Consider the following 14,737-nt stretch of genomic DNA (forward strand, 5'->3'; position numbering starts at 1 on the left):
ACAAACATAGCAAGTCATTTATTAGCGAATTCGCAAACAAATTAAGAAAACCTCAAAAAACAAAACACAATGTATTGTTTTTAAAGCCATTTATTAAAAATGAAATATAACAATCATTTTATGAAGGTTATTTTGAAAATAGATCAATTGCTTCCTTTTTCGCTTACACAGACACTCCAATCCTATTAAGAGGTTGCCACAATCCATGCTTTAAATATTAAAAAATAATTTTTACTTATTGACCATCAGCCCTACAGAGGATTACCCATGAAGAAATCTACACTTGTTATTGGCGTCATCGGTGCTGACTGCCATGCAGTAGGCAATAAAGTTCTGGATCGCGTTTTTACTGCTCATGATTTTCACGTAATCAACCTTGGGGTGATGGTGAGTCAGGATGAATATATTGATGCTGCGATTGAAACCGGTGCCGACGCCATCGTGGTGTCATCCATCTACGGTCACGGTGATATCGACTGCCTCGGTTTACGTGAGCGCTGCATCGAACGCGGCCTCGGCGACATTCTGCTCTATGTCGGCGGCAACCTGGTCGTAGGTAAGCATGACTTCGCCGAAGTGGAAATGAAGTTTAAAGAGATGGGCTTTAACCGCGTCTTCGCACCAAGTCACGATCTCGAAGATGTCTGTGCGCTTATCACCAATGATATCCACCAACATAATGGCCTCGAACAGCGTTGCCTTGAAGAGGCCATCTGATGCAAACAGTTTCTGTCGATATCGGCTCGACATGGACCAAGGCAGCCCTCTTCGCGCATGAAGGAGAGGAATTAACCCTGGTAAACCATGTCCTGACCCCAACCACCACACATCATCTGGCAGACGGTTTTTTTGCCAGCCTGAATCAGGTGCTGAATGTTGCCGATGCTCGCCCGTTACTGAAAAGTGGTGAAGTGCAGTTGAAATACTCCTCGTCTGCCAAAGGTGGACTCGCCGTTGCAGCAATGGGGCTGGTGCCTTCCATTACGCTGGAATCGGCGAAAGTTACCGCTCATTCGGCAGGAGCAAAAATCGCGCAATATTATTCATACAAGCTGAACCGCCATGACATTCGGGAGCTGGAGTCATCACCGCCAGACATCCTGTTGTTTACCGGCGGCACGGATGGTGGTGAAGAAAGCTACGGCCTGGCTAATGCGCATGCGCTGGCAGAGTCCACGCTTGACTGCGCCATTATTTACGCCGGAAACCGGGACATCCAGGACGATATACAAACGATTCTGGGGCATAAGGATCTGACCACGGTAGATAACATTCTGCCGGATCTCGATCACCCGAACCCGTTTGCCGCTCGTCAGGCTATCTGTGATGTGTTCTTGTCTCGCATCGTTAAAGGCAAAGGTCTGGACGTCATCGTTGGAGAAACCGGCGAAGAACCCATGCCGACGCCGTGGACAGTGTATGAACTGGTAAAAGCGATTAGCGATTACGACAGTGCATGGAAAGAATTCATGCTGATTGATATGGGCGGCGCCACTACGGACGTCTATTCAGCCAGCGCGAATATCCTCTCTCCCGACACCGTCCTGCATGGTGTTCCTGAACCTTTCGTCAAACGTACCGTTGAAGGCGATTTGGGAATGCGCGTTTCCGCCGTCGTGGTCGGAGAAAGCACGCAGGATATGGTGAAAGTTATCTTTGCCCAGCAGCCACAACGTGAGGAAGCATTTTATCGCTACCTGCGTCATCTGGTTGGGCATCCGGATTACCTGCCACTCAGCGAGGAGGAGAAATATTTCGACACTCTGCTGGCAGGTTTGTGCGTGGGCTATGCCACTGAGCGCCACGCGGGCACTAAAAAGCAGGTTTGTACCTGCGTAGGTAACGTGGATTTACAGATGGGTCGCGATCTCACCACCGTACGCAAAGTTGTCGGTTCAGGTGGATGGCTCTCGCGCGCCAGCCAGTTCGATATTCATAACTGGCTCAAATACCGGGAGCTGGACGACCAGGGTAAAAGAATTTTGTTACCTAATCAGTTTGAGTATTACCGCGATTCAAATGGCCTGCTCCCGCTACTGGCAAACGTCGCCAGGCTGTACCCGCAAGCCGCAGCTCGCACCAGCATTCAGTGTTTAACCCTATAACAATTAAGGCAGCTACGAATGGAACTTCGAAATAAAAAATTGACCCATGACGAATTCATGACCGAAAGGCATCAGGTGCTGCAAACCTGGGAAACCGGCAAAGACGTTGAGAACTTCGAAGATGGCGTGAAATACCAGCAAGCAATTCCAGATAAAAAACGCTTCTCCCTCGCGCTATTGAAGGCCGATCAGGAAGGTAAAACCCTGAGCCAGCCACGTGCAGGTGTTGCATTAATGGATGAGCACATTGAGTTGCTCAAAACCTTGCAGGAAGAGTGCGACCTTCTGCCAAGTACCATCGATGCCTATACCCGTCTGAATCGTTATGAAGAAGCTGCCGTCGGGATCCAGAAATCCATCGAAGCAGGAACCTCCAAGCTTAATGGTTTACCGGTGGTCAATCACGGGGTTGCTGCCTGCCGCCGTATGACTGAATCGCTGGAAAAACCTATCCAGGTTCGCCACGGTACCCCGGATGCACGCTTGCTGGCAGAGATCGCGATGGCCAGTGGCTTTACCAGCTACGAAGGCGGTGGTATCTCCTACAACATCCCTTATGCCAAACGTGTCACCCTGGAAAAATCCATCCGTGACTGGCAGTACTGCGACCGTCTGATGGGGCTGTACGAAGAAAACGGCATTCGTATTAACCGCGAGCCGTTTGGCCCATTGACCGGCACCCTGATCCCGCCGTTTATGTCTCACTCGGTCGCGATTATCGAAGGTCTGCTGGCGCTGGAACAAGGAGTGAAATCCATTACCGTCGGTTACGGCCAGGTGGGTAGCCTGACTCAGGATATCGCGGCGATTCAGGCTCTGCGTGAACTGTCCCACGAATACTTCCAGAATTATGGTTTCGATGATTACGAGTTGAGCACCGTATTCCACCAGTGGATGGGCGGTTTCCCGGAAGATGAAGCAAAAGCGTTCTCCGTTATTGCCTGGGGTGCTGCGGTTGCAGGTATGTCCGGTGCAACTAAAGTTATCACCAAAAGCCCGCATGAAGCGTTCGGTATCCCAACTGCTGCGGCTAATGCCCAGGGACTTAAAGCTTCACGCCAGATGCTCAACATGGTCAGCGACCAGAAATTCCCGCAATGCGCAGCTGTAGAGCAGGAAGTCGATCTGATTAAGAGCGAAGTTCGCGCGGTACTGAAAAGAGTATTCGAGCTGGGTAATGGCGACATTGCTCGCGGCACCGTACTGGCTTTTGAAGCCGGTGTGCTGGATGTACCTTTCGCCCCTGCCGCCTGTAACGCCGGCAAAATCCTGCCAGTTCGTGATAACACTGGCGCAATCCGTATTCTCGAAGCCGGTGCGGTTCCGCTGCCGAAAGATATTCTCGCCCTGCACCACGACTACGTCGCAGAGCGCGCACATTTTGAAGGTCGTAAACCTTCTTTCCAGATGGTCATTGATGACATCAACGCCGTATCCCACAGTAAATTAATAGGAAGACCATAATGAAAATTAAACAGGCCCTTTTCACCGCTGGCTACTCCTCATTTTATTTTGACGATCAGCAAGCTATTAAAGACGGAGCTGGTCACGATGGGTTTATCTATACCGGCTCTCCGGTGACGCCTGGGTTTACCTCTGTTCGTCAGGCGGGTGAATGCGTTTCAGTGCAGTTGATTCTGGAAAACGGCGCGGTGGCCGTTGGTGATTGCGCGGCCGTACAGTACTCCGGTGCAGGCGGTCGTGACCCACTGTTCCTGGCTGAGAACTTCATTCCTTTCCTGAACGATCACATCAAACCGCTGCTGGAAGGTCGTGACGTAGATTCATTCTTACCGAACGCCCGTTTCTTTGACCAACTGCGTATTGACGGTCATCTGTTGCATACCGCTGTACGTTACGGTTTGTCTCAGGCGTTGCTTGATGCCGCAGCACTGGCCACAGGACGCCTGAAAACAGAAGTTGTTTGCGATGAATGGCAGTTGCCATGTGTACCGGAAGCAATTCCATTATTTGGTCAAAGCGGTGATGACCGTTATATCGCCGTCGACAAAATGATCCTCAAAGGCGTGGACGTACTGCCGCATGCGCTGATCAACAACGTAGAAGAGAAGCTGGGCTTTAAAGGCGAAAAACTGCGTGAGTATGTGCGTTGGTTGTCTAACCGCATCTTAAGCCTGCGTACCAGCGATCGTTATCACCCAACGCTGCATATTGATGTGTACGGCACTATCGGTCTGATTTTTGATATGGACCCGGTTCGTTGCGCCGAATACATCGCCAGCCTGGAGGCAGAAGCACAAGGTCTGCCGCTGTACATTGAAGGTCCGGTTGATGCTGGTAACAAGCCGGATCAAATCCGCATGCTGACCGCAATCACCAAAGAACTGACCCGTCTGGGATCCGGCGTGAAAATCGTTGCTGATGAATGGTGTAACACCTATCAGGATATCGTGGACTTCACTGATGCTGGCAGCTGCCACATGGTGCAGATCAAAACTCCGGATCTCGGTGGCATTCATAACATTGTTGATGCCGTGCTCTACTGTAACAAACACGCAATGGAAGCCTACCAGGGCGGAACCTGTAACGAAACCGAGATCAGTGCTCGCACCTGCGTACATGTCGCGCTGGCTGCGCGTCCAATGCGCATGCTGATCAAACCGGGTATGGGCTTCGATGAAGGTCTCAACATCGTGTTTAACGAAATGAACCGCACCATCGCGTTGTTGCAGACTAAGGATTAAGAAATGGCTCGCACATTTAAGATCTTATCGCCTACAGCTATTCTGGGTTATGGCTTCCCGGAAGAGAGTTTTCGTAAAGCCATGGAAGAATCGCCGGATCTTATTGCTGTTGACGCAGGCTCCTCCGATCCTGGCCCCCACTACCTGGGGGCAGGTAAGCCTTTCACTGACAGGGCCGGTGTGAAACGCGATCTGCGCTATATGATCGTGGCAGGCGTTAAGAATAACATCCCGGTCGTGATCGGTACCGCCGGTGGTTCCGGCGCAGCTCCGCACCTGGAGTGGTGTCGCCAGATAATCCATGAGATCGCCCAGGAAGAAAAACTGTCTTTCTCCATGGCGTTGATCCCGTCCGATGTCGACAAAGAAGTCGTTCATCAGGCCCTGGATAACGGCAAAATCACCGCACTGGATTTTGTGCCTGAACTGACTCACGAAGCTATCGAAGATAGCACCTACATCGTTGCACAGATGGGCGTTGAACCTTTCCAGCGCGCACTGAAAGCCGGTGCACAGGTTGTACTGGGCGGACGAGCCTACGATCCGGCATGCTTCGCTGCACTGCCGATTATGCAAGGCTTTGATGAAGGTCTGGCGCTTCATTGCGGTAAGATCCTTGAGTGTGCTGCCATCGCCGCCACCCCGGGTTCTGGCTCGGATTGTGCGATGGGAATCATCGACGACAACGGCTTTACGCTGAAAGCGTTCAATCCGAAGCGTAAGTTCACTGAAACTTCTGCTGCGGCACACACCCTGTATGAGAAGTCAGATCCGTACTTCCTGCCGGGACCGGGCGGCGTGTTGAACCTGAAAGCGTGTACCTTTACAGCGGTTAATGAAGGTGAAGTGTACGTCAGCGGTTCGCGTCATGAAGAGACACCGTATGCGCTGAAACTGGAAGGTGCGCGTCAGGTTGGTTTCCGCTGCCTGACCATCGCCGGAACGCGCGATCCGATTATGATTGCCGGTATCGACACCATTCTTGAAGAGGTACAGGCCAGCGTGGCACGTAACCTTTCACTGAATGACGACAGTATCCGCATGACGTTCCACCTGTATGGTAAGAACGGCGTGATGGGCAATCATGAGCCGATGAAAACTGCCGGTCATGAGCTGGGGATTTTACTGGACGTGGTCGCGCCAACCCAGGATATCGCCAACAGCGTTTGCTCACTGGTGCGTTCTACGTTGCTGCACTACGGCTATGAAAATCGTATTGCGACTGCGGGCAACCTCGCCTTCCCGTTCTCACCATCTGACATTCAGAGTGGGCCTGTGTATGAGTTCTCAATCTATCACCTGATTGAAGCAAGCGATGCACTGCGTTTTGATTTCCACATTGAACAGGTGACGCCAGAAGGAGTTCAGGCATGAAACAGTCTATTTGCTCACTGGCGCAAGTAATTCGCTCCAAAAACGCCGGACCGTATGAACTGGTATTAGATATTTTATTTAAAACCAGGGAAGACTATCAGCGAGTAAAAGCCTCGGAGCAATTAACACCGCAACTTATTGCTGGGTTATATAATGTCAAACCTGACTTTATTCATAATATTGTGTGGTTCGACCCAGCGAATGCAGTAAAAATCGTCATGCCGCGCGATATTATTTCCGGCAATGTCGGTGACAATGATGTTTATGGTGCGCAACAACACGCTCCATTATTAAGTATTGAGTTCGATCTGTAACAAAAAAACACAATAACAGCCATTGGAGCACAGAATTCAGCTGTATCACAGTGCTTCGAATTATTCATGCGGTTGGTCACAACAGGCGTGCATCTGAGCTGCTGTCCAGGCTCAGGTGCTCGCCACCCTACACAATTTCAATTACCAGCCTTTATCCGATGGAGTAAACATGAAGAAAATTAGTTTAACGAAGATGATCATATTAGGCCTGTTACTCGGCATGGTTGCCGGGGTGCTCATCAATAATATGGCCGCAGCTGAAACAGCTAAATCATATGCTCAAGATATTTCCATTTTCACCACTATATTTTTACGTATGGTGAAAATGATTATCGCTCCATTAGTTATATCAACTCTGGTTGTCGGCATTGCCAAAATGGGTGATGCAAAAACGCTGGGACGTATATTCTCCAAAACCTTTTTCCTGTTTATTTGCGCCTCACTGCTGTCAATCGCATTGGGTCTGGTTATTGTTAATATCTTCCAGCCGGGCGCAGGCATCAACTTTGTTCCGCATGATGTCGGCGCTGTCGCCGCCGTTAAGTCAGAGCCGTTTACGCTGAAGGTATTTATTTCGCACGCAGTACCGACCAGTATCGTTGATGCGATGGCGCGTAACGAAATCCTGCAGATCGTCGTGTTCTCGATTTTCCTGGGTTGCAGCCTGGCTGCGATTGGCGAAAAAGCCGAGCCTATCGTTAAGGTTCTCGACTCACTGGTCCACGTCATGCTGAAGCTGACTGGCTACGTAATGCTGTTCGCACCTCTGACCGTTTTTGCCGCTATTTCAGGTCTGATTGCCGAACGTGGTCTGGGTGTGATGGTTAGCGCCGGGATCTTCATGGGTGAGTTCTACCTGACGCTGGGTATGTTGTGGGCAATTCTGATTGGCCTGTCGACTATGATCGTCGGTCCTTGCATCAGCCGTCTGACTAAAGCCATCCTCGAACCTGCTCTGCTGGCCTTTACCACTTCCAGTTCTGAAGCAGCCTTCCCAGGCACGCTGGATAAACTGGAAAAGTTCGGCGTTTCTTCAAAAATCGCCAGCTTTGTTCTGCCTATCGGTTACTCCTTTAACCTGGTCGGTTCCATGGCCTACTGCTCATTTGCCACCGTATTTATTGCCCAGGCGTGCAATATCGAGCTGAGCATGGGCGAACAAATCACCATGTTGCTAATCCTGATGCTGACCTCTAAAGGGATGGCGGGTGTGCCTCGTGCCTCTATGGTGGTTATTGCCGCAACCCTGAACCAGTTCAACATTCCGGAAGCCGGTCTGATCCTGCTGATGGGCGTCGATCCATTCCTCGATATGGGTCGTTCAGCCACTAACGTAATGAGTAACGCAATGGGTGCTGCCATTGTGGGTCGCTGGGAAGGCGAACACTTCGGCCAGGGTTGTCGCGGCACTGCGCCAGTAAAAACCCCGGAACAGGAACGCCCGGTTACCGAAACGGAAGTTGCTTTGTCTTAATACCACAGTGAAACCGGATAGCGGCCGCGCTATCCGGTTTTCGAGACGGTTAATAACCCGTAAGCCGGAAGGTGGTAAGCCGCCCTCCGGCACCATGATGAGCACACCAACAGGAATGCACCATGAATAAAACTCTTCTCGGCGTGGGTATTTTTTCCTTCAGCGTATTATTTAGCGCAACCACATTCGCGCAAACCACGCCGGACTACGCCAGACTTATCGAACAGGCGCATCAGAAATACAAAAGTAACAATGACGGAAAAGTCGCCGACTATATCCCTGCCCTCGCGACCTACAGTCCCAACAATTTTGCTATCACCATCGCAACGGTTGACGGAAAAATCTTCCAGGTTGGCGATGTTAAAAAAGCATTCCCGATGGAATCACTGAGTAAAGTTTTCACCATGGCGCTCGCCATGGAACAGCACGGCCCTCAGGTTGTTCTGGATAAACTCGGTGCCAATGCCACCGGCATGCCATTCAATTCAGGCTTAGCCGTCGAACTGACCAAAGGCGCGCCGGAAAACCCACTGGTTAACGCAGGCGCGATGAGCACCGTTAGCCTGATTGAAGCCAAAGATAAAACCGACCGCTGGAACAAAATCCTCGACAACCTGAACGCGTGGGCAGATGCAAGTCTCACTGTTAACGAACCTGTTTTCAAATCCGAAATGGAGACCAATCAGCACAACCAGGCACTGGCGAAACTGATGGAATCCTATAACAGCTTTTATGGCAACACGGATGAAGCCGTCGAAATTTATACCCGTCAGTGTTCCGTGGATATCACCGTTGAGCAACTGGCCAAAATGGGTGCCGTACTCGCCAACAAAGGTAAATCTCCGTTTAACGGCAAGCAGTTGCTGAATGAAAGTTATGTACCTCAGGTGCTGGCGGAAATGGCGATTGCCGGGCTGTACGACGGCAGTGGTAAGTGGCTGTACACCGTCGGCGTCCCGGCAAAGAGCGGTGTCGGCGGCGGAATGGTTGCGGTCGTCCCAGGTGAATATGCGATTGCCGTCTATTCCCCACCGCTGGATGAAGCGGGCAACAGCGTTCGCGCCCAGAAAACCATCGAATATGTCGCCGACGCGACAAAAGCCAATGTCTTTTTAGCGCATTAAGCCAACGCCAGATAACGCTTATCTGGTATTGAAATCAGGCTCGAAATTTATACACAAAATAATTCAAGCTGCATCAAAGCGGCAACTACGTGAACCCCAGGAGCTTACATAAGTAAATGACTGGGGTGAACGCAGACAGCCAACAAAGAGGCAGCGTGAAGGATGACGTGTATCGGCAAAACACGAAAAGGTGAGAAGTACTATGTCTAAACCATTTGTCTGGCAGGAACTCTTTGTTCAGAGTAAAGATAATACAGAATACGAATTACTCAGTAACCAACACGTTACGGTAACAGAGTTAGACGGAGAGGAAGTGATCAAGGTTGCGCCCGAGGCGTTAACCCTGTTGGCACAGCAGGCATTTTATGAAGCTTCATTTTTCCTGCGCGCCGGACATTTGAAACAGATCGCCAGTATTCTGCACGATCCGCAGGCCAGCAGTAATGATAAATACGTCGCACTCCAGCTACTGCGCAATGCAGAGGTTTCGGCTAAAGGCGTATTGCCTAACTGCCAGGATACAGGGACCGCAACCATTGTGGCAAGCAAAGGGCAGAATGTCTGGACCGGGTGTGATGATGCCGAAGCATTAAGCCATGGCGTATATGCCACATTCACGGAAAACAACCTGCGCTATTCGCAAAACGCACCGCTGGATATGTATTCCGAGGTCAATACTCAGACTAACCTGCCCGCCCAAATCGACATTAGCGCCATCCCGGGTAATGAATACCGGTTCCTGTTCGTCAACAAAGGTGGTGGCTCAGCTAACAAAGCAGCGCTGTACCAGGAAACCAAATCAATTTTACAACCGGAAAAACTCACTGCCTTCCTGATTGATAAAATGAAATCACTGGGAACAGCCGCCTGCCCGCCATATCACATTGCATTTGTCGTTGGCGGTCTGTCTGCCGATCAGGCGCTGAAAGTCGCAAAACTGGCATCAACTAAATATTACGATAACCTGCCCACCAGCGGGAACGAACTGGGTCAGGCGTTCCGCGATACGGCACTGGAAGCCACTCTTCTCAATGCCAGCCGTGAGTTTGGCATCGGGGCACAATTTGGCGGCAAATACTTTGCGCACGATATTCGTGTTATTCGCCTGCCACGCCACGGCGGCTCCTGCCCTATCGCTATGGCACTCTCCTGCTCTGCTGACCGCAATATTAAAGCCAAGATTAATAAACAGGGTATCTGGCTGGAAAAACTCGAACATAATCCGGGCAAATTCATTCCCGATTCTCACCGCGTAGAAAATGGTGCTCAGACCGTACAGCTCAATCTGGACCGCCCGTTGCGCGATATTCTGCATGATCTGTCCACACTGCCGATTGGAACCCGACTATCGCTAAGTGGCCCGATTGTCGTCGCCCGTGATATCGCCCACGCCAAAATCAAAGAACGTCTGGATAACGGCGAACCGATGCCGGAGTACATGAAAAACCATATCGTTTATTACGCTGGCCCGGCAAAAACTCCAAATAATCAGGCTTGTGGCTCAATGGGTCCCACCACCGGCGGGCGCATGGATGGGTACGTCGATGCTTTCCAGGCAGCGGGTGGCAGTCTGATCATGTTGTCAAAGGGCAACCGCAGCAAGCAGGTAACCGATGCCTGCCACACGCATGGCGGATTTAACCTTGGCAGCATAGGAGGCGCAGCAGCCTTACTGGCACAGCAGTACGTGAAAAGCCTGCGCTGCCTTGAGTATCCGGAACTTGGCATGGAAGCGGTCTGGATGATGGAAGTCGAAAACATGCCGGCCTTTGTGCTGGTGGATGACAAAGGCAATAACTTCTTCAGTCAGTTTGAACAGCAACATCGCTGCTCAACCTGTCCGGCAGGGAAATAAGGAGCAACAATGGAAGCGCGAGTCAACAATGACAGACACCGCCAGCGCCAGCAGAAACTGAAAGAACAGGTTGATACCCGCGTGGCGGCGGCAACGGAGAAGAAAGGAATTCTGATAGTCTTCACCGGCAACGGTAAAGGTAAATCCACCGCAGCCTTTGGGACGGCAACGCGCGCGGTAGGTCACGGAAAAACCGTTGGCATCGCGCAGTTTATTAAAGGCCAGTGGGATAATGGCGAGTACAACACGTTACAGCCGCTCGGTGTTGAATTTCATATTATGGGTACCGGTTTTACCTGGGAAACCCAGAACAGGGAAGCCGACATCGAGGCGGCAACAGCGGTCTGGCAGGAAAGTAAGCGCATGCTAGCCGATGCACATTACGACCTGGTGGTGCTGGATGAACTCACCTATATGCTGGCTTATCACTATCTGGATACGCAGGAGGTTATCAGCGCTATCGAGAATCGCCCTGCAGAACAGAGCGTGATCGTCACAGGACGTGGATGCCACACGCAATTACTGGAACTTGCCGATACGGTGAGTGAAATTCGCCCGGTTAAGCACGCGTTTGATAGTGGTATTCAGGCACAGGTCGGGATCGACTGGTAACGAGACTTTTGCCGGATAACATGTTCGCTTATCCGGCCTACCATTTCTTCAGATAGCAGACCGGCGTTATCATCCGGTATCAGCAGCCCACTTTAGAGACCACGGATTTATTCAATAACCAGTTGCGGAAAATCTGTAAATGCAGGGATTCCGATTTTTCTTCACGCCACGTCATAATGAAACGGTTCCCGGTACGCATAGGAACGTCGCAGGGAATGACCATATCACCACTGTCCAGATCGTGCTGAATAGCAAAACGGGGTAACAGAGCCACGCCCAAATTAGAACGCACGGCGGCGATCAGCATCGACAATAAATCAAAACGCGGACCTTTATTCACCAGCGGGCTACTGACATTGGACAGCGCAAACCACTCCTGCCAGCCTTTGATACGCGTGCTTTGGTGCAACAGGGTAAACTCATTTAGCAGATCATCGACAGCCAGTTTCTGATTGGATTCAGAGAGCAGACATCTGCTGCATACCGGCAAAATTTCCTCTTCAAAAAGATACTCAACCTCTGACCATGGCGAGTAAAAATCTTCCCGCATGATCGCGGCATCATACTCACGATTGAGAAAATCACCGATATTCGCCAAAGAATGGATATTAACGATAATATCAGGGTTAAGTTTGTTGAATTCGCGCAGGTTGGGGATCAACCAATGTGTACTGAAGGTAGGATTAACCGCCAGTTCGATAACCTGCACGGTCGGTTGCCAGGTCATTATTGTTGTCGTATCACGTTCAAGTTTGTTTAGCGTTTCCTTAACAATACTTAAATAATGTTTCCCTGCCGCATTTAAAAAAATGCGCTTTTTGGCATGATTAAATAACGATGTATTGAGAAAATCTTCCAGAGCATTAACCTGGCGGAAAACTGCGCTTTGTGTCAGAGCAAGCTCTTCTGCCGCCCGGGTATAACTTTCATGACGCGCAACCACTTCAAAAGTTACCAGCAACTCCGTCTTGGGTATTTTTCCTCTCATAACCTCTTCCATATGCAGCGTACAAAAATAGTTTAATTTATAAAAAATAATTCGATTCACCCAGATGAGCATCGAGAGTTATATTTTATTTTGTCCATTGATGTCATTGATCCAATCCATGATTTACTCACACTGGCGGCGGATAAATATTAACCAATAATACTCAAGCACAGCAATAAACACAATTTAAATAAGGTTAAATCCAGGCAAATAGTGCCAATAAGTTCTTAATAATTTTTCATGTTATCTTGTTTATTGTAGAAAAAACTTTGCGAGTTTAATCAATATTGTCCCTGCGATAATTTAGGACAATTTAGCGTTATAACTTATGGGCAAACGACTGCTTTTAATCATTCCGCAATGTAGTTTCTGCCATTTTTTTGTTAGCCGTGATAAAGGACACAATGTGAAAACTTTCGGAAAGGTCTGGCTCGTCGGAGCAGGTCCCGGTGATATTTCATTACTCACCCTCAAAGCGATGATGTGCATTAAACAAGCTGATGTCATTATTTACGATCGTCTGGTCAATCCTAAAATTCTGGAATGGGCATCCGCTGAGTGTAAACTTGTCAATGTCGGAAAAAACCCTGGCTTTCATTGTGTGCCACAAGATGAAATCAACTTACTGCTTATTCAGTACGCTGAAACGCATGACAACATCGTGCGTTTAAAAGGCGGTGATCCTTACGTTTTTGGTCGTGGAGCTGAGGAAGTTGAGGGACTCGTAGAGATCGGGATTCCATTTGAAGTCGTGCCCGGTATCAGTTCCACCATTGGCGGCCTTGCCTGCGCCGGTATTCCGGTCACTCATCGCGATTTCGCATCCGGGTTTCACGTAGTGACAGGCCATACACGAGAAGGCAACCAGCAGCAGGACTGGCGTCAGTTAGCCAGACTCAACGGTACGCTGGTTATCGTGATGGGTATCGCCAACCTGGCATTTATCTGCGAAGAACTGTTGATGGGCGGAAAATCGGCAGACACGCCCGCCGCCGTTATCATGTCTGCCACGCGGGAAAATCAGCGCCGCCTGACCTGTACGCTCGGTGCATTATTGAATAAAGCACAGGAAGCAAACGTTGTGCCACCTGCGCTTATCGTCATTGGTGATGTCGTCACCCTCAGCGATCGACTCTCTTTTATTCCCGAAGCCATCACGCTGCCGGAAAACCTTTACTGCGAGAGTCTGGCGTGACGAAAAGACTGAGGTGACGTTTGATGCGCTGCCCGGAATACGCGGCAAAAATAACTGGTTTGTGCGTAGTGAAGTTTCCGGGCAATGCTGTCTATCGAATGAACAGGGTCGTGCAATAACTCCCCCGCCTTTTGCATTTTTTTCTGATTCACCCAGGTTTTAAAATTAACACCCTGACGTTTCTTAAAAAAACGACTGAAATAATTCGCACTTAAACAAACGTGCGCTGCCACAGTCTCCAGAGATAATTCACCATATAAATTATCATCAATATAGCGAAGTGCCGCTGATAGTTTTCTCTCGTGACGAGAAAGCTCCGTATAATATGGGCGAATAGTATTGATTTGCGATCCGAAGGAAGCATCAACCTGTTGTTCCTGATGTTCAAAGTTATCAACAATAAACCTCAGTAAATTTGCCGATGCCACTAGTGTGTTATTATCCACTACAGTAACCCGTTCCCACTCAGCTTTTATCCGAGGTTCATTCATCCATTGTGGTTTGTCATCAATCACAATTGTTTTATATTCCTGATGTTTTGCCCGTACCTGACCACAAATAATAAAGCCGTACAGATTGCCCTCATGGATTAACGGCATTGAGAAGAGGCTTAATCCTGCATAACAGCAGAGTATTCTGGGTTTAACCTGCTTTAACCCCTCAAAAGCACAATACTTATCACACTTTTGACAACTCGGGCGATACAGTTCATTGGTACGTATTAATGAACAAAATGAATTGAAGCCATGACAATCAGATATTGCCTTACCTGTAACATCAACGACTACCGTTGCTAATCCGGTCGCACCAGAGAAGATCTCAGCTATAGAGAAAAAACTCTGCAAGTAGTCATCCTGAATTTTCAGCGGCACGCCTTCCTCCGGCATTCATGATATTTAAGCCGGTAATATGCAGAATTTAGCCTAAAGAAAGAATGATGCTTACCGCAAAAAATAATCTTATTTATGAAGATGATTATGATCAAATTGCA

General features: G+C 49.4%; 13 protein-coding genes. 11 read left to right on the forward strand and 2 right to left on the reverse strand.

Translation table 11 applies throughout. The annotated features are described in order from the left end of the window. Positions 1-267: 267 nt before the first annotated feature. From glmS to cobO, 10 genes are all read left to right on the forward strand, one after another. Positions 268-717 carry a methylaspartate mutase subunit S gene (gene glmS, locus OH663_RS11285; protein ID WP_045441112.1) on the forward strand — a complete coding sequence of 150 codons (450 nt, stop codon included), beginning with the start codon at positions 268-270 and terminating at the stop codon, positions 715-717. Beyond that, the gene (glmL, locus tag OH663_RS11290) at positions 717-2,105 is read left to right on the forward strand and encodes a methylaspartate mutase accessory protein GlmL (protein WP_045441111.1); all 1,389 of its coding nucleotides are present in this window, start codon (positions 717-719) and stop codon (positions 2,103-2,105) included. The genes glmS and glmL overlap by 1 nt, the downstream gene beginning before the upstream one ends. Positions 2,106-2,123: 18 nt before the next feature. Further along, positions 2,124-3,569, forward strand: coding sequence for a methylaspartate mutase subunit E (locus tag OH663_RS11295; RefSeq protein ID WP_045441110.1), 1,446 nt, complete (start codon positions 2,124-2,126; stop codon positions 3,567-3,569). Continuing rightward, on the forward strand, positions 3,569-4,810 hold the full coding sequence (locus OH663_RS11300; RefSeq protein WP_045441109.1) for a methylaspartate ammonia-lyase: 1,242 nt from the start codon (positions 3,569-3,571) through the stop codon (positions 4,808-4,810). The genes OH663_RS11295 and OH663_RS11300 overlap by 1 nt, the downstream gene beginning before the upstream one ends. A 3-nt stretch (positions 4,811-4,813) precedes the next feature. Next, positions 4,814-6,184: an acyclic terpene utilization AtuA family protein gene (locus OH663_RS11305; RefSeq protein WP_045441108.1), complete on the forward strand. Its 1,371-nt coding sequence runs from the start codon at positions 4,814-4,816 to the stop codon at positions 6,182-6,184. Continuing rightward, the gene (locus OH663_RS11310; protein WP_045441107.1) at positions 6,181-6,498 is read left to right on the forward strand and encodes a DUF4387 domain-containing protein; all 318 of its coding nucleotides are present in this window, start codon (positions 6,181-6,183) and stop codon (positions 6,496-6,498) included. Before OH663_RS11305 ends, OH663_RS11310 begins: the two co-directional genes overlap by 4 nt. A 169-nt stretch (positions 6,499-6,667) precedes the next feature. Next, on the forward strand, positions 6,668-7,972 hold the full coding sequence (locus tag OH663_RS11315; protein WP_045441106.1) for a dicarboxylate/amino acid:cation symporter: 1,305 nt from the start codon (positions 6,668-6,670) through the stop codon (positions 7,970-7,972). 122 nt (positions 7,973-8,094) lie between these two features. Continuing rightward, a complete protein-coding gene (glsA, locus tag OH663_RS11320) occupies positions 8,095-9,096 on the forward strand; it encodes a glutaminase A (RefSeq protein ID WP_045441105.1) in 1,002 nt (333 codons plus the stop codon). A 202-nt stretch (positions 9,097-9,298) separates the two neighbouring features. Then, positions 9,299-10,951, forward strand: a complete 1,653-nt coding sequence (locus OH663_RS11325) for a class I fumarate hydratase (protein ID WP_200010605.1) — start codon at positions 9,299-9,301, stop codon at positions 10,949-10,951. A gap of 9 nt (positions 10,952-10,960) precedes the next feature. Next, the gene (gene cobO, locus OH663_RS11330) at positions 10,961-11,563 is read left to right on the forward strand and encodes a cob(I)yrinic acid a,c-diamide adenosyltransferase (RefSeq protein ID WP_045441103.1); all 603 of its coding nucleotides are present in this window, start codon (positions 10,961-10,963) and stop codon (positions 11,561-11,563) included. A 79-nt stretch (positions 11,564-11,642) separates the two neighbouring features. Here the strand turns inward: cobO and OH663_RS11335 are convergent, their stop codons facing one another. After that, positions 11,643-12,551, reverse strand: coding sequence for a LysR substrate-binding domain-containing protein (locus OH663_RS11335; RefSeq protein ID WP_045449505.1), 909 nt, complete (start codon positions 12,549-12,551; stop codon positions 11,643-11,645). A gap of 406 nt (positions 12,552-12,957) precedes the next feature. Here OH663_RS11335 and cobA point away from each other — a divergent pair, with 406 nt between their 5' ends. Beyond that, positions 12,958-13,746, forward strand: coding sequence for a uroporphyrinogen-III C-methyltransferase (gene cobA / locus OH663_RS11340; protein ID WP_045441102.1), 789 nt, complete (start codon positions 12,958-12,960; stop codon positions 13,744-13,746). Here the strand turns inward: cobA and OH663_RS11345 are convergent. Beyond that, positions 13,725-14,618, reverse strand: coding sequence for a PocR ligand-binding domain-containing protein (locus OH663_RS11345; RefSeq protein ID WP_200010603.1), 894 nt, complete (start codon positions 14,616-14,618; stop codon positions 13,725-13,727). The two genes, cobA and OH663_RS11345, sit on opposite strands and share 22 nt — an antisense overlap. Positions 14,619-14,737 lie beyond the last annotated feature (119 nt).

It is taken from the genome of Citrobacter sp. Marseille-Q5395, from assembly GCF_947057495.1.
In the GTDB taxonomy this organism is placed as follows: Bacteria; Pseudomonadota; Gammaproteobacteria; order Enterobacterales; family Enterobacteriaceae; genus Citrobacter; species Citrobacter murliniae.

Coding starts and splice junctions, on each gene's coding strand:
- cobO (WP_045441103.1), top strand. CDS start 10,961: ATGGAAGCGCGAGTCAACAATGACAGACACCGCCAGCGCCAGCAGAAA.
- glsA (WP_045441105.1), top strand. CDS start 8,095: ATGAATAAAACTCTTCTCGGCGTGGGTATTTTTTCCTTCAGCGTATTA.
- OH663_RS11305 (WP_045441108.1), top strand. CDS start 4,814: ATGGCTCGCACATTTAAGATCTTATCGCCTACAGCTATTCTGGGTTAT.
- glmL (WP_045441111.1), top strand. CDS start 717: ATGCAAACAGTTTCTGTCGATATCGGCTCGACATGGACCAAGGCAGCC.
- OH663_RS11325 (WP_200010605.1), top strand. CDS start 9,299: ATGTCTAAACCATTTGTCTGGCAGGAACTCTTTGTTCAGAGTAAAGAT.
- OH663_RS11315 (WP_045441106.1), top strand. CDS start 6,668: ATGAAGAAAATTAGTTTAACGAAGATGATCATATTAGGCCTGTTACTC.
- OH663_RS11310 (WP_045441107.1), top strand. CDS start 6,181: ATGAAACAGTCTATTTGCTCACTGGCGCAAGTAATTCGCTCCAAAAAC.
- OH663_RS11300 (WP_045441109.1), top strand. CDS start 3,569: ATGAAAATTAAACAGGCCCTTTTCACCGCTGGCTACTCCTCATTTTAT.
- OH663_RS11335 (WP_045449505.1), bottom strand. CDS start 12,551: ATGAGAGGAAAAATACCCAAGACGGAGTTGCTGGTAACTTTTGAAGTG.
- OH663_RS11295 (WP_045441110.1), top strand. CDS start 2,124: ATGGAACTTCGAAATAAAAAATTGACCCATGACGAATTCATGACCGAA.
- glmS (WP_045441112.1), top strand. CDS start 268: ATGAAGAAATCTACACTTGTTATTGGCGTCATCGGTGCTGACTGCCAT.